General features: G+C 59.7%; 18 protein-coding genes. 9 read left to right on the forward strand and 9 right to left on the reverse strand.

The window, feature by feature from the left end:
* Positions 1–44: 44 nt before the first annotated feature.
* A complete protein-coding gene (locus FFS64_RS24755) occupies positions 45–563 on the reverse strand; it encodes a cupin domain-containing protein (RefSeq protein ID WP_137807513.1) in 519 nt (172 codons plus the stop codon).
* Positions 564–764: 201 nt separating this feature from the next.
* A complete protein-coding gene (locus tag FFS64_RS24760) occupies positions 765–1,583 on the reverse strand; it encodes a shikimate 5-dehydrogenase (protein ID WP_137807514.1) in 819 nt (272 codons plus the stop codon).
* 245 nt (positions 1,584–1,828) lie between these two features.
* Here FFS64_RS24760 and FFS64_RS24765 point away from each other — a divergent pair, with 245 nt between their 5' ends.
* From FFS64_RS24765 to FFS64_RS24775, 3 genes are all read left to right on the forward strand, one after another.
* A complete protein-coding gene (locus FFS64_RS24765) occupies positions 1,829–2,191 on the forward strand; it encodes a hypothetical protein (RefSeq protein ID WP_137807515.1) in 363 nt (120 codons plus the stop codon).
* 315 nt (positions 2,192–2,506) lie between these two features.
* The gene (locus FFS64_RS24770) at positions 2,507–2,701 is read left to right on the forward strand and encodes a hypothetical protein (protein WP_034149937.1); all 195 of its coding nucleotides are present in this window, start codon (positions 2,507–2,509) and stop codon (positions 2,699–2,701) included.
* A 115-nt stretch (positions 2,702–2,816) separates the two neighbouring features.
* Positions 2,817–3,008, forward strand: coding sequence for a hypothetical protein (locus tag FFS64_RS24775; protein ID WP_137807553.1), 192 nt, complete (start codon positions 2,817–2,819; stop codon positions 3,006–3,008).
* Here FFS64_RS24775 and FFS64_RS24780 read toward each other — a convergent pair.
* Positions 3,005–4,066, reverse strand: a complete 1,062-nt coding sequence (locus tag FFS64_RS24780; RefSeq protein ID WP_137807516.1) for an AI-2E family transporter — start codon at positions 4,064–4,066, stop codon at positions 3,005–3,007. The genes FFS64_RS24775 and FFS64_RS24780 overlap by 4 nt on opposite strands.
* 162 nt (positions 4,067–4,228) lie before the next feature.
* Between FFS64_RS24780 and yegQ the strand changes: the two genes are divergently transcribed.
* Positions 4,229–5,554, forward strand: coding sequence for a tRNA 5-hydroxyuridine modification protein YegQ (gene yegQ / locus FFS64_RS24785; RefSeq protein ID WP_137807517.1), 1,326 nt, complete (start codon positions 4,229–4,231; stop codon positions 5,552–5,554).
* 104 nt (positions 5,555–5,658) lie between these two features.
* Here yegQ and FFS64_RS24795 read toward each other — a convergent pair whose 3' ends face one another.
* The gene (locus FFS64_RS24795) at positions 5,659–6,522 is read right to left on the reverse strand and encodes a LysR family transcriptional regulator (RefSeq protein ID WP_095192807.1); all 864 of its coding nucleotides are present in this window, start codon (positions 6,520–6,522) and stop codon (positions 5,659–5,661) included.
* 98 nt (positions 6,523–6,620) lie between these two features.
* On the opposite strand from FFS64_RS24795, the gene FFS64_RS24800 reads away from it, so the two are divergent.
* On the forward strand, positions 6,621–7,523 hold the full coding sequence (locus tag FFS64_RS24800; protein WP_137807518.1) for a DMT family transporter: 903 nt from the start codon (positions 6,621–6,623) through the stop codon (positions 7,521–7,523).
* A 147-nt stretch (positions 7,524–7,670) separates the two neighbouring features.
* Here the strand turns inward: FFS64_RS24800 and FFS64_RS24805 are convergent, their stop codons facing one another.
* Positions 7,671–8,381 (reverse strand): FadR/GntR family transcriptional regulator, encoded by a 711-nt coding sequence (locus tag FFS64_RS24805; protein ID WP_137807519.1) that lies wholly within the window; start codon positions 8,379–8,381, stop codon positions 7,671–7,673.
* Positions 8,382–8,662: 281 nt separating this feature from the next.
* On the opposite strand from FFS64_RS24805, the gene FFS64_RS24810 reads away from it, so the two are divergent.
* Both FFS64_RS24810 and gudD read left to right on the forward strand, forming a co-directional pair.
* Positions 8,663–10,009, forward strand: a complete 1,347-nt coding sequence (locus FFS64_RS24810) for an MFS transporter (RefSeq protein WP_137807520.1) — start codon at positions 8,663–8,665, stop codon at positions 10,007–10,009.
* Between the two features lie 39 nt (positions 10,010–10,048).
* Positions 10,049–11,392 carry a glucarate dehydratase gene (gene gudD, locus FFS64_RS24815; protein ID WP_137807521.1) on the forward strand — a complete coding sequence of 448 codons (1,344 nt, stop codon included), beginning with the start codon at positions 10,049–10,051 and terminating at the stop codon, positions 11,390–11,392.
* Positions 11,393–11,455: 63 nt separating this feature from the next.
* Here the strand turns inward: gudD and FFS64_RS24820 are convergent, their stop codons facing one another.
* On the reverse strand, positions 11,456–12,334 hold the full coding sequence (locus FFS64_RS24820) for a LysR family transcriptional regulator (protein ID WP_137807522.1): 879 nt from the start codon (positions 12,332–12,334) through the stop codon (positions 11,456–11,458).
* A 221-nt stretch (positions 12,335–12,555) separates the two neighbouring features.
* On the opposite strand from FFS64_RS24820, the gene ampC reads away from it, so the two are divergent.
* On the forward strand, positions 12,556–13,638 hold the full coding sequence (ampC, locus tag FFS64_RS24825) for a class C beta-lactamase (RefSeq protein WP_372242186.1): 1,083 nt from the start codon (positions 12,556–12,558) through the stop codon (positions 13,636–13,638).
* A 154-nt stretch (positions 13,639–13,792) separates the two neighbouring features.
* Here the strand turns inward: ampC and FFS64_RS24830 are convergent, their stop codons facing one another.
* The gene (locus tag FFS64_RS24830; RefSeq protein WP_137807524.1) at positions 13,793–14,356 is read right to left on the reverse strand and encodes a DUF4174 domain-containing protein; all 564 of its coding nucleotides are present in this window, start codon (positions 14,354–14,356) and stop codon (positions 13,793–13,795) included.
* A gap of 180 nt (positions 14,357–14,536) precedes the next feature.
* On the opposite strand from FFS64_RS24830, the gene FFS64_RS24835 reads away from it, so the two are divergent.
* Complete coding sequence (locus tag FFS64_RS24835) at positions 14,537–14,905, forward strand: VOC family protein (protein WP_137807525.1); 369 nt, start codon at positions 14,537–14,539, stop codon at positions 14,903–14,905.
* Between the two features lie 9 nt (positions 14,906–14,914).
* Here FFS64_RS24835 and FFS64_RS24840 read toward each other — a convergent pair whose 3' ends face one another.
* Together FFS64_RS24840 and FFS64_RS24845 are read right to left on the reverse strand one after the other, a co-directional pair.
* Complete coding sequence (locus FFS64_RS24840; RefSeq protein ID WP_137807526.1) at positions 14,915–15,700, reverse strand: sulfite exporter TauE/SafE family protein; 786 nt, start codon at positions 15,698–15,700, stop codon at positions 14,915–14,917.
* A gap of 131 nt (positions 15,701–15,831) precedes the next feature.
* Complete coding sequence (locus FFS64_RS24845) at positions 15,832–16,569, reverse strand: hypothetical protein (RefSeq protein ID WP_137807527.1); 738 nt, start codon at positions 16,567–16,569, stop codon at positions 15,832–15,834.
* Positions 16,570–16,778: the final 209 nt, after the last annotated feature.

Here is a 16,778-nt window from a genome sequence, read left to right on the forward strand (position 1 = left end):
GAGCGGGCTTGCTCGCTCCCACATTGGTTTTGTGGTGTTTGTTGTTATTCACCCTCCCAATAATCCACCCCATCCCCCTGTCGGGCCACGGCGACGAATCCCGAGGCATTGCCCTCGGTGTCGACATTGAAGTCATCCATCACCACATACTTTCCGGAGTCCGGGTATTCGCAGATGTCCGGTGATTGCTGGGTACTGACCGCCAGGTAACGCAGTTCGCCATTGCTGGTATTGATGATCTGGTGCGCCCTTTCCTGGCCGCCCGCCGGGCAGGCAATCACATCACCGGCGCGGATCGCAAAGCGCTCGGTGCCAAGGCGCACCTCCCCTTCCCCGGCCACGACGTAGAACATTTCTTCATTGACCCGGTGACTGTGGAACGGGCTGCCGCGCATACCTGGCTCGAGCGCATACAAGCGATAGCCGAGCTTCTGTGCGCCCAGTTGCTGACCGATGCGCGCAATGCGTTGTTGATAGCGACCGGCGGTTTCACCGGTCGGGGCAAACTCTTCGGGCAGTGGTTCTAACTCGACCTGATCCAGATTGAGAATCGCGGGATGCATGGGAACCTCGGTCACGGTGATTGTTGTTGGAGGGCAAGTCTTTGCTTGCTGGCCAGCAGTATAGGCCGAGGTGCACCGGCGAGACTGAGTCGCCGCTTTCGCGAGCAGGCTCGCTCCCACAGGTTATGTGAGCGCCACAAATCCCTGTGGGAGCGAGCCTGCTCGCGAAGCCGTCAGTCAGGCCGGCAAATAACCTGAAGATCACCCCCGCGCAAACGCCACCGCCGCCCGAAACTGCTCCTCCGTCGGCCGCACGCCGGTGTACAACACAAACTGCTCCAGCGCCTGGATCGCAATCACTTCCAGCCCGGTAATCACCTGCTTACCCTCGGCACGTCCCCGCACGATCAGCTGGGTTTCCGAGGGAATCGCCACCACATCGAAGACAATGTCCGCAGCTTTGATGACATCCGCCTCGAACGCCAGTTGACCCGCCTCCGGCCCGCCATCCATGCCGACCGGAGTGACATTGACCAGCATTTGCGGACGCCGCGAGCCCAGTTCGGCTTGCCATGGGTAGCCCAGGGATTCGGCCAGGGCACGGCCGGCGCGCTCGTTCCGGGCCACGATCAAGCCGTTCTTGTAGCCACCGTCGCGCAAGGCACTGGCCACGGCCTTGGCCATGCCGCCGCTGCCGCGCAGGGCAAACGTGGTGTCCTTGGGCACCGCGTGGGTGTCCAGCAACTGGGCAACGGCGATGTAATCGGTGTTGTAGGCCTTGAGGTGGCCGTTGGTGTTGACGATGGTGTTGATCGACTGGATGGCGGCGGCCGAGGCGTCCAGCTCATCGACCAGGGCAATGCAGGCTTCCTTGAATGGCATGGACACGCCGCAGCCGCGAATACCCAGGGCGCGAATGCCGCCCACCGCCCCCGGCAAGTCCTGACTGCTGAACGCCTTGTAATAAAAATTCAGCCCCAATTGCTCATACAGATGATTGTGAAATCGCAGGCCAAAGTTCCCGGGGCGCCCGGAGAGGGACATGCACAGCTGGGTATCTTTGTTCGGGTTCATCTGCATGCGGATCTCCTTGCGATGCACTTTCGGATGGACGGAATCAGCCGGCCAACCTGTTCTGTTCGATCATGATTCCATGCCTGCACACGGCCTCATTCGACCGTTCGCAAGCCGGTACAGACCTTACACAAAATTTACCCAACGGCTGTGCTGATTTTCAAAAAAAAGCTGTCTTAGAAGTATCCCCGCGACAATCCTTGGGTCTGTTGCAGACACAAGCGCCGGGGGCGATGAACCGAGGAACTATCATGATCCGTAAATTCCCCACAGTTGCCTTGCTGATTGGTGCTCTGGCTATCACAGGGCAAGCGCAAGCCCATGGTGGTGGCAATGACGCGGCGGTATTCGGGGCGATTGTGGGTACGGCCATCGTCGGCTCCGCCCTGATCAACGCCAACCGGCCGGTGTATGTCGCGCCACAACCGGTCTATGCCCCACCCCCTCCGGTTTACTACGCACCGCCTCCTCCGGTTTATTACCAGCCGGTGCCGGTGTACGTGCAACAACCGATCTACTACCGTCCGGCACCGGTCTACTATGGACCACCCCGTGGTTATTACGGCCCGCCACGCGGCTACTACGGCCCTCCCCGCGGTTATGGCCGCTGGTGACAGACTCATCATGGCCCCGCCTTTGTAGGAGCGAGCTTGCTCGCGATGGTCCCGAGAGCGCCGCGTACACCCGCCAAACACGCGTTATCGTTCACATGCATCGCGAGCAGAGCTCGCTCCTACAGATGTCAGCCGTTCGTCGGCCCGCGTCTGGATAAATCTCGTCAGTGTCGTTATCGGGACAGCATCGGCTGTTCAAGCGGGCAAGATTGACTCGCCCCTGCCATTGGGGAAACAGTCATATTTATGTCATGTCAGCACCGCAAACTTGAACCTGTCCGCCAACAACAGGTTGATAACAACAAGGACGCCCTCATGCCCACGCAGAACCCGCACCGCATTGTCGGTCTATGCACCTCCAGCAAGGTGTACAACGCCCTGACCGAACTCAAGCACCTGGAAGGCCATCGCAGCGCCAAGTTTCTCTCGCTGCTGACGCAAAACCTGGTGCGCAAAGGTCTGCTCAACGAGCAGGAAGTGGTCCATATGCTCGATCAGGTGGTCGACTGAGCGACAGACGGTCAGTTGGCCTCAACGACGTCAATGACCACTATCGAAAACGGTGATTGTCGGAAAAATCGGCCGCCCCGTAAGGTAGCTCCATAGATTGATGGAGGTACTTATGATGTCTCAGGTTCAGATCATGTCCGTTATCGGCAGCGCCGTCCCCGCATCCCTCAGGGAATCGGGCCTGCTTGCCTGCTGGTATCTGGTACTGGATGGCGAGCCGATCAGCGGCCCGCTCACCTCGCTGCCGGCCGCCCAGGCGATGTCGCAGCGTGTCAGCTCGGGCCAAACAGGCAACCTCAACGCCTAAGGCAGCTGAACCCGCGGTCTGGTTTCAAGGAAAATGTCCCAGCTCGACATGAACAACGCGGCAATCAATGGTCCGATGACAAATCCGTTGAGCCCGAAAACCGCCAGGCCACCGAGGGTCGAGATCAGGATCAGGTAGTCCGGCATCTTCGTATCCTTGCCTACCAGTATCGGGCGCAGCACGTTATCCACCAGCCCGATCACGAACACCCCGAACAACCCCAGCACCACCCCCTGCCAGATCGCCCCCGTGAACAGGAAAAATGCCGCTACGGGCGCCCAGACTATCCCTGCGCCCACCGCCGGCAACAGCGACAAAAATGCCATCAACACCGCCCAGAGCAATACGCTGGGGATGTCCAGAAACCAGAAGATCAAACCGCCCAATGCGCCCTGCGTGATCGCCACCAGCAGATTGCCTTTCACCGTGGCCCTGACCACGCGATTGAACTTGAGCTGCAAACGACGCTTTTGCTGTTCTTCCAGCGGCACCGCCGCACGCACCTGGCGTGCGAGTTCCGCGCCATCGCGCAGAAAAAAGAACAACAGGTAGAGCATGATGAAAAAACTGATGATGAACTCGAAGGTTCCCTGGCCGAAACTGAAAGCCTGGCTCGCCAACACTTGCCCCCCTGCCACCGCGCTCTTGATGATTTTCTCCCGCATCCCCTCCAACCCTCCCAGGCCGAAGCGATCCATCAAATGCTGGAAGTACGGCGGCAGGCTGTGCTTGAACTGCGCCACATAACCGGCGATGTCCAGTTCGCCGCTTTCGATGCTTTTGTAAACCGCGGCGCCCTCCTGAACCAGAAAGAAGCTGAGGACAATCACCGGCAGAATCGCAATCACCAGACAGATGCTCAAGGTGAGCAATGATGTGATGTTGCGCTCCCAGCCGAACTTCAATTGCAGTCGACGCTGCAGGGGCGCAAAGAGGATGCCGAGGATCACCGCCCAGAACACCGCGCCGTAAAACGGCAGCAGAATCCAGATAAAAGCGATGCTCACCACACCCAGCAGAACCGTGAGGGATTTGTCTTGCAGTTTCTCTTCGTTCATGTCCGATCCATGCCAGTGCGCCGGGACGCAGAATTGCGTCCTGATGCTTAGGCCGCCACGGCTCGCGCGAGTGCCATCCGTTTGTTCATCAAGCATAGATCCAGATCAATAAACCCTCGGGACAAGGTGTTTACCCTCGACGACTTTTGCGATCGACCCGCCATGAAGCTCATTGCCCCCGAACTGCTCGCCCCTGCCGGCACCCTGAAAAACATGCGCTATGCCTTCGCCTACGGCGCCGATGCCGTGTACGCCGGCCAGCCGCGCTACAGCTTGCGAGTGCGCAACAACGAATTCGACCATGCCACCCTGGCTCTCGGCATTGACGAGGCACAGGCTCAGGGCAAGCGCTTTTATGTGGTGGTGAACATCGCCCCGCACAATGCCAAGCTCAAGACCTTCCTCAAGGACCTGGCGCCCGTCATCGCCATGGCGCCCGATGCCCTGATCATGTCCGACCCCGGCCTGATCATGCTGGTGCGCCGGCACTACCCGCAGATGCCCATTCACCTCTCGGTGCAAGCCAACACGGTGAACTGGGCGAGCGTCGAGTTCTGGCAGCAGCAGGGTTTGAGCCGGATCATCCTGTCGCGGGAACTGTCCCTGGAAGAAATCGGCGAAATCCGCCAGCAAGTCCCGGCGATGGAGCTGGAGGTGTTCGTCCATGGCGCGCTGTGCATGGCCTACTCCGGCCGCTGCCTGTTGTCGGGCTACATGAACAAGCGCGATGCCAATCAGGGCAGTTGCACCAATGCCTGCCGCTGGAAGTATTCGGCGCAGGAAGCCACGGAAAATCAGCTCGGCGAGATTGTCCAGCACTGTCAGCCGGAACCGACCCTGGGTCTCGGCGCGCCCACCGAGCAAGTTTTCCTATTGCAGGAAGCCAATCGCCCGGGCGAACTGATGCCGGCCTTCGAAGACGAGCACGGCACCTACATCATGAACGCCAAGGACCTGCGCGCCGTGCAGCATGTCGAGCGCCTGACCCGGATGGGCGTGCACTCTTTGAAAATCGAGGGGCGGACCAAATCACACTTTTATTGCGCACGAACCACGCAGGTCTATCGCCGGGCGATCGATGACGCGGTGGCCGGCCGCGCGTTTGACCGCAGCCTCATGACCGACCTGGAATCCCTCGCCCAGCGCGGCTACACCGAAGGCTTCCTGCGGCGGCATGTGCATGACGAGTACCAGAACTACCAGAACGGCAGCTCGGTGTCGGAACGGCAACAGTTTGTCGGCGAACTGACCGGCGAACGGAGGGAACGGTTGGCCGAGGTGAAGGTGAAAAACCGCTTCGCCCTGGGCGATCACATGGAACTGATGACGCCTAAAGGCAACTTCCACTTCGATCTGCATCAACTGCAAAACGCCAAAGGTGAGCCGATCGACGTGGCGCCGGGGGATGGGCATACGGTGTACGTGCCGATTCCGGATGCGGTGGATTTGCGGTTTGGGTTGTTGATGCGGGATGTGAATGCAACATAACAATCCCTGTGGGAGCGAGCCTGCTCGCGAAGACTGACTTCCAGCCACCATCATTGTTGAATGTTAAATCGCTTTCGCGAGCAGGCTCGCCCCCACAGAAAAAGCTACGCGAACTCCTCACGCAACATCGCCACAAACGCTTCCCGCGCCGGGTGCACCCCGGCGTTTTCATGCCAGTAGAAAAGGTTGTCGATAGCGGTCAGCTCAGGGAATTCGTACCCGACGCAACCCGCGCCCCTGGCGTACTGATCGAACACGCCCTTGGGCACCAACGCCACGCCAGCCCCGGCGCTGACGCATCCGACAATCGCGCCGTAACTGGCCAGGCTGACAATCGGCAATGCCTGCCCCTGGCGCAACAGCCAATGCTCCAGCGCCGCCCGATACGGGCAACCCTGGGGCCACATGAACACGGTCTTGTCATGCAAATCCGCCATGTCGCGCACAGGCCCGAGTGATGTCGAGGCAATCAGCAGCAGGTCTTCGCGGTACATCGGCGTGCGCTTGAGGTGCGAGCGCTCGACATCCACCGCAACGATGGCGCCGTCGAGGCGATGGCTCAGCGTGTCATCCAGCAACTGGCCCCAGGTACCGGTGGTCAACTCCAGCGCCACCGCCGGGAAACGCTTGTGGAATTTCGCCAGCAAGCGCGGCAAGCGACCGGTGGCCGAAGACTCGATGGCGCCGATGCGCAACGGTCCGGACGGTTCGGCGGACGGATCCACCGCGCGTTTGGCTTCCGCAGTCAGGGCCAGAATTTTCGAGGCATAGGCCAGAAAAGTCTGCCCCGACGGGCTGATGCGCAGCCCGCGCCCCTCACGCAGAAACAGCGCGACGCCCAACTCCGCTTCCAGCGCCTTGATGCGCGCCGTGATGTTCGAAGGCACGCAATGCAGCAACTCGGCGGCACGGGCGATACTGCCCACCTCGGCCACGGTCTTGAACATTCGAATCTGGGCCAGCTCCATATACATCACTCAAAGTGAATGGTTTACGCAGTATAAGTCAGTTGTGGCGAACGATTTGAGTTCTGATACTCAACGCACCTGCCTCTCGGTGCACGATCATGAATCTACTCACGCCCTCCTCCAGTTCTCCCTTGAAAATCATCCTGGCCATGGCCTTCGCGGTGGCCTGCTGGGGTTATTCTCCGACCGGTATCCACATCGGCTTGCAAACCTACGACCCGGTGCACCTGGCGTTGCTGCGCTTTTTGCTGGCATCGCTGTTCATGGCCGTGGTCGCGGTGTTCAGGGGCATTCGTCTGCCGAAACTGCGCGATGTGCCTCTGCTGATGGCGCTGGGCTTCTTTGCTGTGAGCCTGCATCACGTGGCGATCAATTTCGGCCAGCAGGGCGTCAGCGCCGGCGCGTCGAGTGTGCTGGCACAGTCGACGCCGCTGTTCAGTACGTTGTTGGCGCGCTTCGTGTTCAAGGATCGGGTGAGCCTGTGGCGCTGGGGCTGTGTGATCCTGGGATTGATCGGTGTGGTGATTGTGGTGGCAGGCGATCGCGGCCTGGGCAGTATCGACGCCCACGGCTTGTTGATCCTGTTGGCGGCGTTGTCCTGGAGTCTTTACTTCGCCCTGCAAAAGCATCACACCGGGCGTTACGACGGGTTGACGCTGGTGTGTTACACGGTCTGGTCCGGCACGGCGCTGCTGTTGATTTTCCTGCCCGGGCTGGCGGATCAAGTGGTCAATGCCCCCCTGCGCGTACAGTTTGCGGTCGTTGCCCTGGGGATTTTCCCGAGTGCCCTGGCGTACCTGGCCTGGGCTTATGTGCTGGCGCATGTGGACCTGAGCCGGGCGACCATGACGCTGTATCTGGTGCCGCCGACGGCGATGGCGTCCGTGGGACTGGGTGAACGACCGACCTTGATGGTGGCGGTGGGTGCGATGGTGGTGTTGATCAGTGTGCTGGCGTTGAATCTGGAGCGGCGGCCAGTGGTGCAGGTACTTCGTGTCTGATCATTGATTTGTGTTGTGGCATCTGGCCTCTTCGCGGGCAAGCCACGCTCCCACAGGTCTAGTGTCGGACCAGAATTATGTGTCCGACACAAAACCTGTGGGAGCGTGGCTTGCCCGCGAAGAACGATGACTCGGTTTTACGGACAATCAGCTGGGCGAAAACCGGTCCCGGCTGTTGGTCAGATGCAGCCACATCGCCGCCCGCGCCGCGTCCGGGTCCTGGCGCTTGATGGCGTTGAGAATCGCCTCGTGTTCGAGGTTGGCCAGCTGCCCGAGCTTGCTCAAATCCACTGCGCCACGCTCTGCCGCATTGACCCGGGTGCGCGGAATCATGGCGCTGCCCAGGTGTTGCATGATCTCGGTAAAACACAGATTGCCGGTGGCTTCGGCAATCAGCAGATGAAAGCGCCGGTCGGCTTCGACGCAACTGTCGTTGTTGGCCAGCAGGTTTTGATAGTCGTCCAGCGCCTGGCGCATCTGCGCCACTTGTTGATCGGTCCGACGGATCGCGGCCAGCGCTGCCGCCTGGGTTTCCAGCCCCATGCGAAGCTCCAGGATACCGCGTACCCCCAGCGCCGTATCGACATTCAACCGTAGCCCCTGCTCCGGTGCCCGCTCCAGCACAAAGGTGCCGATGCCATGACGGGTCTCCACCAGCCCGGAGGCCTGCAATTTGGAGATCGCCTCGCGCACCACGGTGCGGCTCACGCCGTGTTCCTGAACGATCGAGTTCTCCGACGGCAGCTTGTCGCCGGGCGACATCTGCCCGAGCAGGATGCTCTGGGTCAACTTGTCCACCAGGTCGTGGGCCAGATTGTGGCTGCGCTTGCGGGCAGGTGCGTCGAGGTCTTCTTGCATGGCGATCATCCAAAGGCAGAGCTATCGGAATCGTAGCACTGCGCCCGTCCGGAATCTCAAGAAAACAGCGCACACTTGTATGACAACACTCAACAAACTCCGCAAAAACACCTAAATCCTAGGTGATAAAAAACCACAAACAGAATAAAAAACCTGCGAATCATGGCGATTTTATTGAACAAGGACGGTTGCAGATCGAAAAAATCTAGTTGTATGATGTCCATCAACAACGCAACACCTTGTCACACCCCGCATAAAAATAACGAGTGGGAGAAAACGCAGTGAATACATCCATCTCAGGGATGGACAATGGCGCCGATTCGGCCCTGAAGTCCGCTATCTCGAAAGTCAAACGCCACGTCTTGCCGCTGTTCGTCATCATGTTCATCGTCAACTACATTGACCGCGTGAACATCGGCTTCGTCCGCGCCCACATGGAACACGACCTGGGCATCGGCGCTGCCGCCTACGGCCTCGGTGCCGGCCTGTTCTTCATCGGCTACGCGCTGTTCGAAGTGCCCTCCAACATCCTTCTGCAAAAAGTCGGCGCACGCATCTGGCTGACCCGCATCATGCTGACCTGGGGCCTGGTGGCGGCCGGCATGGCGTTCATCCAGAACGAAACCCACTTCTACATCCTGCGATTTCTGCTGGGTGTGGCCGAAGCCGGCTTCTTTCCCGGGGTGATCTACTACTTCACCCGCTGGTTGCCAGGCGTGGAGCGCGGCAAGGCGATTGCGATTTTCCTCAGCGGCTCGGCCATTGCCTCGCTGATCTCCGGCCCCTTGTCCGGCCTGCTTCTGCAAATCAGCGGCCTGGGCATGCACGGCTGGCAATGGATGTACTTCATCGAGGGCATGTTCTCGGTGGGCTTGTGCGCCTTCGTCTGGTTCTGGCTGGACTCCAAACCCCACGACGCCAAATGGCTGACCCGCGACGAGCAGGACGCACTGGTCAAGGCCATCGACGACGAGCAGCTTGCTCGTGAGGCGGCGACGCCGGTCAAGCCGTCACTGGGCAAATTGCTCAAGGACCGGCAGATCATCCTGTTCTGCGTGATCTACTTCTTCATCCAGCTGACCATCTACGCCGCGACCTTCTGGCTGCCGAGCATCATCAAGAAGATGGGCGACCTGAGCGACTTCCAGGTCGGGATGTTCAACTCCATTCCATGGCTGCTGTCGATTGTCGGCATGTATACCTTCGCTTCGCTGTCGGCCAGGTGGAAGCATCAACAAGCCTGGGTCGCTGTGGCCCTGCTGATTGCCGCTGCCGGGATGTTCATGTCCACCACCGGCGGGCCGATTTTCGCCTTCGTAGCGATCTGCTTTGCCGCGCTGGGTTTCAAATCGGCGTCATCGTGTTTCTGGCCGATTCCCCAGGCCTATCTGGATGCACGCATCGCCGCGGGCGTCATCGCGCTGATCAACTCGGTGGGTAACCTTGGCGGCTTCGTCGCGCCGACCACCTTCGGCCTGCTCGAAGAACGCACCGGTTCCATTCAGGGCGGGCTGTATGGCTTGGCCGCAACCTCGATCATCGCCGCGATCATCGTCTTCGCCGCCCGCAACAAACCCAAGGCCGCCCCCGCCATTGCACCGGGCAAACCAGCGAGCCATCCCGTCTGAAGCATCACGCCTGAGTACAAGTTCTCAAAGGATAAGAAAATGACCGCACAAGAAGCCGCCAAAGCCCCGATCATCACCAGCATGCAGGTTGTTCCAGTGGCCGGCCACGATGGCATGCTGCTCAACCTGAGCGGCGCCCACGGCCCGTTTTTCACCCGCAACATCGTGATCCTCAAGGACAACGCCGGCCACACCGGCGTCGGCGAAGTACCGGGCGGCGAACGCATTCGCCAGACCCTCGAAGACGCCCGCAGCCTGGTAGTCGGCAGCCCGATCGGCACCTACCAGAAGATGCTCAACCAGGTGCGCCAGACCTTCGCCGACCGCGATGCCGGCGGACGCGGTTTGCAGACCTTCGACCTGCGCATCACCATTCACGCCGTCACCGGCCTGGAAGCCGCGCTGCTCGATTTACTCGGCCAGCATCTGGACGTGCCGGTGGCCGCCCTGCTCGGTGAAGGTCAGCAACGTAATGAAGTGAAGATGCTCGGTTATCTGTTTTATGTCGGTGATCGTAGCGAAACGGATCTGGCCTACCGCAGCGAACCGGACGCCGACAACGACTGGTTCCGCGTGCGTCACGAAAAGGCCATGACCGCCGACGCCGTGGTGCGCCTCGCCGAAGCCGCCCATGCGCGGTACGGCTTCAAGGACTTCAAGCTCAAGGGTGGCGTACTCAGCGGCGATGCCGAAATCGAAGCGGTCACCGCCCTGGCCGAACGCTTCCCCGATGCGCGCATCACCCTGGATCCGAATGGTGCATGGTCGCTGAAAGAAGCGATCAGGTTGTGTCGTGATCAGCATCAAGTGTTGGCCTACGCCGAAGACCCCTGCGGCGCGGAAAACGGCTATTCGGGCCGCGAAGTCATGGCCGAGTTCCGCCGCGCCACCGGCCTGAAAACCGCCACCAACATGATCGCCACTGACTGGCGGGAAATGGGCCACGCGATCCAGTTGCAATCGGTGGACATCCCATTGGCCGACCCGCACTTCTGGACGATGCAAGGTTCGGTGCGGGTCGCGCAGATGTGCCACGAATGGGGCCTGACCTGGGGCTCGCATTCCAACAACCACTTCGACATTTCCCTGGCGATGTTCACCCACGTCGCGGCCGCCGCACCGGGCGAAATCACCGCCATCGACACCCACTGGATCTGGCAGGACGGCCAGCGCCTGACCAAGGCCCCGCTGCAAATCGTCGACGGCTGCGTGCAAGTGCCACAAAAGCCGGGATTGGGAGTCGAGCTGGATATGGACCAACTGGCCAAGGCCCATGAGCTGTACAAAGGCATGGGCCTGGGTGCACGGGATGACAGCGTGGCCATGCAGTTTCTGATTCCGGGGTGGAAGTTCGATAACAAGCGGCCGTGTCTGGTGCGCTAAGAACGGGATCACTGAAGATCCCTGTGGGAGCGAGCCTGCTCGCTCCCACAGGTGTTGAGTCAGTTAATTCTTCTGTACCGTTTGCAGCAGCCATTCGCGAAATGCCGTCATCGCCGACGTTTCCGGTCGCGACTGCAAACGGGTCAGCCAGTAGCTGCCGGTGGTGATATGAATCGGGAAAGGCTGCTCGATCACATTTGCCGCCAATTGCCGCGAAAACATCAACGGCGGCGCCAGTGCCACACCTGCACCTTGCAAAGCAGCCTCCATCATCGCCAGTGACGAGTCAAAGACAATGCTCCCCGGCGAGGGCCCCAGCGTCGAAAGCCCGGCAGCCTGAAACCACTCGGGCCACTCGTCCGTGCGGTACGAGCGCAACAGCGTCTGCCGCAAAAGATCGTTCGGCGATTTCAATTGCCGGGCAATCTCGGGCACACACAACACCGACAGCGGCGCCTCGATCACCCGCACCGCTTCAATGCCATGCCACGCTCCCGCACCAAAACGAATGGCGTAATCCAGCCCCTCGGCGGCGACATCCACACGATTATTATGGGTCGACAGGCGCAGATCCATGAACGGATGTTTCGCCTGGAAGTCCGCCAGTCGCGGCAACAACCAACCCACCGCAAAGGTCCCCACCGCCCCAACCGTCAACACCTCGCGAAAGTGCCCGCCTTCAAAACATTCCAGCGTTTCGGCGATGCGGTCGAAGCACTCGCGCAACACCGGCAACAGGGTTTCCCCTTCGCGGGTCAGCATCAGCCCGCGGGGCAAGCGTTTGAATAGGGTCACGCCCAGTTGAGACTCAAGACTTTTGACCTGATGACTCACCGCCGCCTGCGTGACGCACAACTCCACCGCCGCCCGGGTAAAACTCAAGTGCCGCGCCGAAGCCTCGAAGGCGCGCAGTGCATTAAGCGGTAATTGCGGCCGGATCATGCCCACTCCAAAATTTTTCTAATGGCTCATGCAAAATATCATCGGTTGTCCAATCTTGGCAGACTGCATAGATTTGCTTCCCTCATCCGCGACCCGAATCGCAAAGCCGTTCGACCAACACCCTGAATACTCATGGAAGTGACTCAGTCATGCCTGAAATAAACCTGAACAAATTCACACGCTACGGCGCCCTGGCCCTGTTACTCGGTGCCAGCCAGTGCATGGCTGACGACCGCATCAAGGCCATCGTCGACGCTGCCGTCAAACCGGTGATGCAACAACAGCAGATCCCCGGCGTGGCGATTGCCATCACCGTCAACGGCCAGGCGCATTACTTTAATTACGGTGTAGCGTCGAAGGAAAACGACAAGGCTGTCTCCGAAAACACCCTGTTTGAAATCGGCTCGGTGAGCAAAACCTTCACCGCCACCCTCGCCGCCTACGCCGTGGCCAGCGGCAAACTGTCGTTATCCGACAAGGCCAGCAACGTTCTGCCGCAACTGCGGGGCAGCGCGTTCGATGACATCAGCGTGCTGCAACTGGGCACCTACACACCCGGTGGCCTGCCCCTGCAATTTCCGGATTCGGCCGATGCGCCAGACAAGATGCTCGACTATTTCAAACAGTGGAAATCGGTGTATGCCGCCGGCACCCATCGACAATATTCAAACCCGAGCCTGGGGCTGTTCGGCTATCTGGCGGCGAAAAGCATGGGTGCGCCATTTGACGACGTGATGGAAAAAAACCTGCTGCCGAAACTCGGGTTGAAGCACACCTTCCTCAAGGTGCCGCAAGATCAAATGGGACTTTACGCCCAGGGCTATAACAAGGATGACCAACCTGTACGGGTCGGGCCGGGAGCACTGGACTCCGAGGCATACGGGGTGAAGACCAGCGCGGCAGACATGCTTCGCTATGTCGAAGCGAACATGAAACCGGCGACGCTGGAAAAACCATTGCAGCAAGCAATCGCTATCACCCACACCGGTTACTACACCGTCGGCGACATGACCCAGGGCCTGGGCTGGGAGGCCTACCGCTCTCCGGTCACCCTCGAAAAGCTGCTCGCCGGCAACTCGACGCCAATGGCCATGGAAGCCCACACAGTCCAGTGGCTGAACCCACCCCAACCTTCAACGGAAGATGTGCTGTTCAACAAAACCGGTTCGACCGGCGGATTCGGTGCTTATGTGGCTTATGTGCCGTCGAAAGACATCGGCATCGTGATATTGGCCAACAAGAACTATCCAAACCCGGAACGGATCAAAATCGCTCATTCGATATTGACTGCGCTGGGCAAGTAATCTGAAACCCCTCACCTGTGGGAGCGAGCCTGCTCGCGAAGAGGCCGGCACATTCAACGTTGATGTTGCCTGACACAACGCTTTCGTCGGAACGCCGCCTGGAGGCGGCTCGTTCCCACAGGTAAATCATTCGCCAAAAAGATGATGCGTCGATTCAATCATCCGGCTGCTCAGGCGGCTTGGCGGGCTTCGCCGGTTTTGCGGGTTTTGCATTCTTTGCGCCCTTGGCCGGGGCTGCCTCGGCGGCCACCGGTGGCGGGGCGGGTGGAGCCGCTTCCTGCTCGGTCACCGGCAGGGCGTCGACGGTCTCGAAGATTTTTTTCAGGTCGACCGACTTCGATTCCTCCCCCGAGCTTTCGAGTTTCTTCTCGCCGTCCTTGCCCACCAGAATCACTTTCGGCAACGCCCCGGCACCGAGTTTCAAGGCGCGGATCAGCGCCATGGTGTCCTGTTGGCCAAGATCCTTGCCATCGAGTTGACCGGACATGTTCAACACGCTGTACACCCTGATGTTGCGCTGGGCGACACCCTGCTTGTTGGCCGGATCTTCCAGGGATTTCTTCAGGTTCACCCAGACGGGATCAACGGTGCTGCGCGTGATCACAATCAACGGCCGGGCCCTGCCCTTGTCTATATCCAGAGGTGAATCGCCATCGGCGGCGAACAAGGGGCCGGCGACAGCCAGCAGGGTAGCCAGGGTCAGTGACCTGATGAGCATGCGCATCTCCTTTTGATATCCACGCTCTAATGATTGCGCATCGCGGCGTTCGTTCCGGTGACGCTTCGCAAATGTGTTCGACCTTGCCCCAAGCTTAGGTCAGGGCGGTCATTGCGCAACAGGCTGGGCTAATCTGAAAACATCAAAAAGCGCTGGCTGAACCGCCGTGAGGACCCTCATATGAGCGCGCAGTTGAACCACACCATCGTCTGGTGCCGCGACAAACACCGGTCGGCACATTTTCTGGTCGAACTCCTCGGCCTGCCCGCTCCGGAACCCTTCGGGCCGATGCTGATCGTCAGGCTCGATAACCATGTGTCACTGGACTTCTACGACAACGATCCGCCGATTGCCTCGCAGCATTACGCGTTTTTGCTCGGCGACGACGACTTCGACCGGACCTTCGCGCGCCTGCAGGCACGCGGGCAGTCGTGGTGGGCCGATCCGGGCAAGCAGCGGCCGAAGGAAGTCAATGATTATGCGGGTGGGCGGCGGGTGTATTTCGATGACCCGGATGGGCATCTGCTGGAAATTTTCACCCGCGAATGATGCTGGCAATCAGAACGCCAGTTTGTAACCGATCAATACCAACATCGTGGCCAGGCAAGGACGCAACAACTCATCGGAGATGCGTCCGGTCAGGTGGCTGCCCAGGTAAATCCCCGGCAGCGAACCGACCAGCAAGTAACCCAGCACCTGCCAATCCATGTTGCCCATGCTCGCATGGCCAAGACCGGCGACCAGGGTCAGGGGCACGGCGTGGGCGATTTCCGTGCCCACCAGGCGGCGGGTCGGCAGCAGCGGATAAAGAATGAACAACGCCACGGTGCCCAATGCGCCGGCTCCGATGGACGTCAGCGCGACCATGGTGCCCAGGACCAGACCGGTGATTACGGTCAACGCATTGAGGCGCTTCCCGCTCGGCTTGTAATTGCCGCCGGCACGTTTGTGGGCGAAATCGAGCAGGCGCTTCTTGAACAGGATCGCCAGCGCCGTGGCAAACAGCACGAAGCCCAGAGCCTGTTTGATGATCGCGTTCATCGCATCGGGCGCTTCGTTCAGACTGCTCAGGAACCACAACGTCAACGCCACCGCCGGCACACTGCCAAGGGTCAGCCAGCCGGTAATCGACCAGTCGATGTTGTTGTTCTTTTTGTGGACCAGCACGCCACTGGACTTGGTGATGGCCGCGTACAGCAGATCGGTGCCGACCGCCGTTGCCGGATTGATACCGAACGCCAGCAGTATGGGCGTCATCAATGAGCCGCCACCCACGCCTGTCATGCCGACGATGAAGCCGACGACCAGCCCGGCGACAATCAACCCGATGTTCACTAAATCCATTGAGACGTCCACATAGACCGCAGGGAATTACAGGCCCGCAGCATAGCGATTTTTCTTATAACCAGTTATATCGATGCGATCTATCTTTATGCATTTCCTCCATTTTGCTCCCACAGGGATTGATGGGGGATTCACTGGACTGGAAGGAAATTCAGAAACAGCAAACTTTGAGCGTAATTGAGCCCGATCCGCCGATAGCGCTCATCCAGCATCTGGGTCAACAGGTCCAGCCGCGCGACGATCTTGCCGAACTCCACGGCAAAACTCAGGTTGCTGCCCTCCTCCGAGATCTCGTTGGAGAACAACATGGGCTGGCCATCCTTGTTCTGCCGCTGACTCAAGATCCAAGTGGCGATTTCGATGTTGCGCGCGGCGTTGCTGACGAACGTCGGGTTGATCGCGTCCGTCATGTAGAACTCCAGGCGATTGCCGTGAGCGGTGACCAGCATGCTGCCGATGGCATAAATGAACGCACCGACCCGGTCGCCGAGAAACTCCGGGCTCATGGCAAAACGCAACGCCGCCAGATCTTTTTTACCGCCCAGGGTGGGTAGCGGCTGTTGCTGTTCGATGGCCATGCGTACTTGCTTGCCGGCGGTGCGGGCGTCGAGGAAACCAGACTTTTTCAACTCATCGGGGTTGCGCAGGTAGAGCTTGCTCATCAACAAATAGAGGCTGTCGAGGTTGTCACGCATGGTCAGAGTGGCCATGCGGTCGACGCTGGTCTGCAGAAACTCCTGGGGTTTGCCTTCGCGCAACTGGGTGAACACATCGTTGCCGGGCTGATGGCTGCAACCGCCGGCACAGAGCAGCAACAGACCGGCCAACAGGCGAAATCGGCAAAGTTTGAAGGGCAACACTCGAACCATAAGGGATTGGGACTGACACATTCCTGTGCGGCGGGATTCGCTGCAACGGCTATGGATAGAGCCGGTCAGTTCGAAAAAGTGCAGTGCTGGGAGGGATCAATCGATCATCGGCAGGGAAAGAGCCGCCAGCCGCCGTTACCGAAGAAACGGATATGTACACAACCCACCACCAGCCTGGTCGGCCCAGAGGCCGCCAAGATGGAACCCGA

Source organism: Pseudomonas sp. G(2018), assembly GCF_005502415.1.
Taxonomy (GTDB): Bacteria; Pseudomonadota; Gammaproteobacteria; order Pseudomonadales; family Pseudomonadaceae; genus Aquipseudomonas.

Excerpts from the sequence above, each read along its gene's own strand:
- FFS64_RS24755 (WP_137807513.1), bottom strand. The coding sequence starts at position 563 with ATGCATCCCGCGATTCTCAATCTGGATCAGGTCGAGTTAGAACCACTG.
- FFS64_RS24760 (WP_137807514.1), bottom strand. The coding sequence starts at position 1,583 with ATGCAGATGAACCCGAACAAAGATACCCAGCTGTGCATGTCCCTCTCC.
- FFS64_RS24765 (WP_137807515.1), top strand. The coding sequence starts at position 1,829 with ATGATCCGTAAATTCCCCACAGTTGCCTTGCTGATTGGTGCTCTGGCT.
- FFS64_RS24770 (WP_034149937.1), top strand. The coding sequence starts at position 2,507 with ATGCCCACGCAGAACCCGCACCGCATTGTCGGTCTATGCACCTCCAGC.
- FFS64_RS24775 (WP_137807553.1), top strand. The coding sequence starts at position 2,817 with ATGTCTCAGGTTCAGATCATGTCCGTTATCGGCAGCGCCGTCCCCGCA.
- FFS64_RS24780 (WP_137807516.1), bottom strand. The coding sequence starts at position 4,066 with ATGAACGAAGAGAAACTGCAAGACAAATCCCTCACGGTTCTGCTGGGT.
- yegQ (WP_137807517.1), top strand. The coding sequence starts at position 4,229 with ATGAAGCTCATTGCCCCCGAACTGCTCGCCCCTGCCGGCACCCTGAAA.
- FFS64_RS24795 (WP_095192807.1), bottom strand. The coding sequence starts at position 6,522 with ATGGAGCTGGCCCAGATTCGAATGTTCAAGACCGTGGCCGAGGTGGGC.
- FFS64_RS24800 (WP_137807518.1), top strand. The coding sequence starts at position 6,621 with ATGAATCTACTCACGCCCTCCTCCAGTTCTCCCTTGAAAATCATCCTG.
- FFS64_RS24805 (WP_137807519.1), bottom strand. The coding sequence starts at position 8,381 with ATGCAAGAAGACCTCGACGCACCTGCCCGCAAGCGCAGCCACAATCTG.
- gudD (WP_137807521.1), top strand. The coding sequence starts at position 10,049 with ATGACCGCACAAGAAGCCGCCAAAGCCCCGATCATCACCAGCATGCAG.
- FFS64_RS24820 (WP_137807522.1), bottom strand. The coding sequence starts at position 12,334 with ATGATCCGGCCGCAATTACCGCTTAATGCACTGCGCGCCTTCGAGGCT.
- ampC (WP_372242186.1), top strand. The coding sequence starts at position 12,556 with ATGGCTGACGACCGCATCAAGGCCATCGTCGACGCTGCCGTCAAACCG.
- FFS64_RS24830 (WP_137807524.1), bottom strand. The coding sequence starts at position 14,356 with ATGCTCATCAGGTCACTGACCCTGGCTACCCTGCTGGCTGTCGCCGGC.
- FFS64_RS24835 (WP_137807525.1), top strand. The coding sequence starts at position 14,537 with ATGAGCGCGCAGTTGAACCACACCATCGTCTGGTGCCGCGACAAACAC.
- FFS64_RS24840 (WP_137807526.1), bottom strand. The coding sequence starts at position 15,700 with ATGGATTTAGTGAACATCGGGTTGATTGTCGCCGGGCTGGTCGTCGGC.
- FFS64_RS24845 (WP_137807527.1), bottom strand. The coding sequence starts at position 16,569 with ATGGTTCGAGTGTTGCCCTTCAAACTTTGCCGATTTCGCCTGTTGGCC.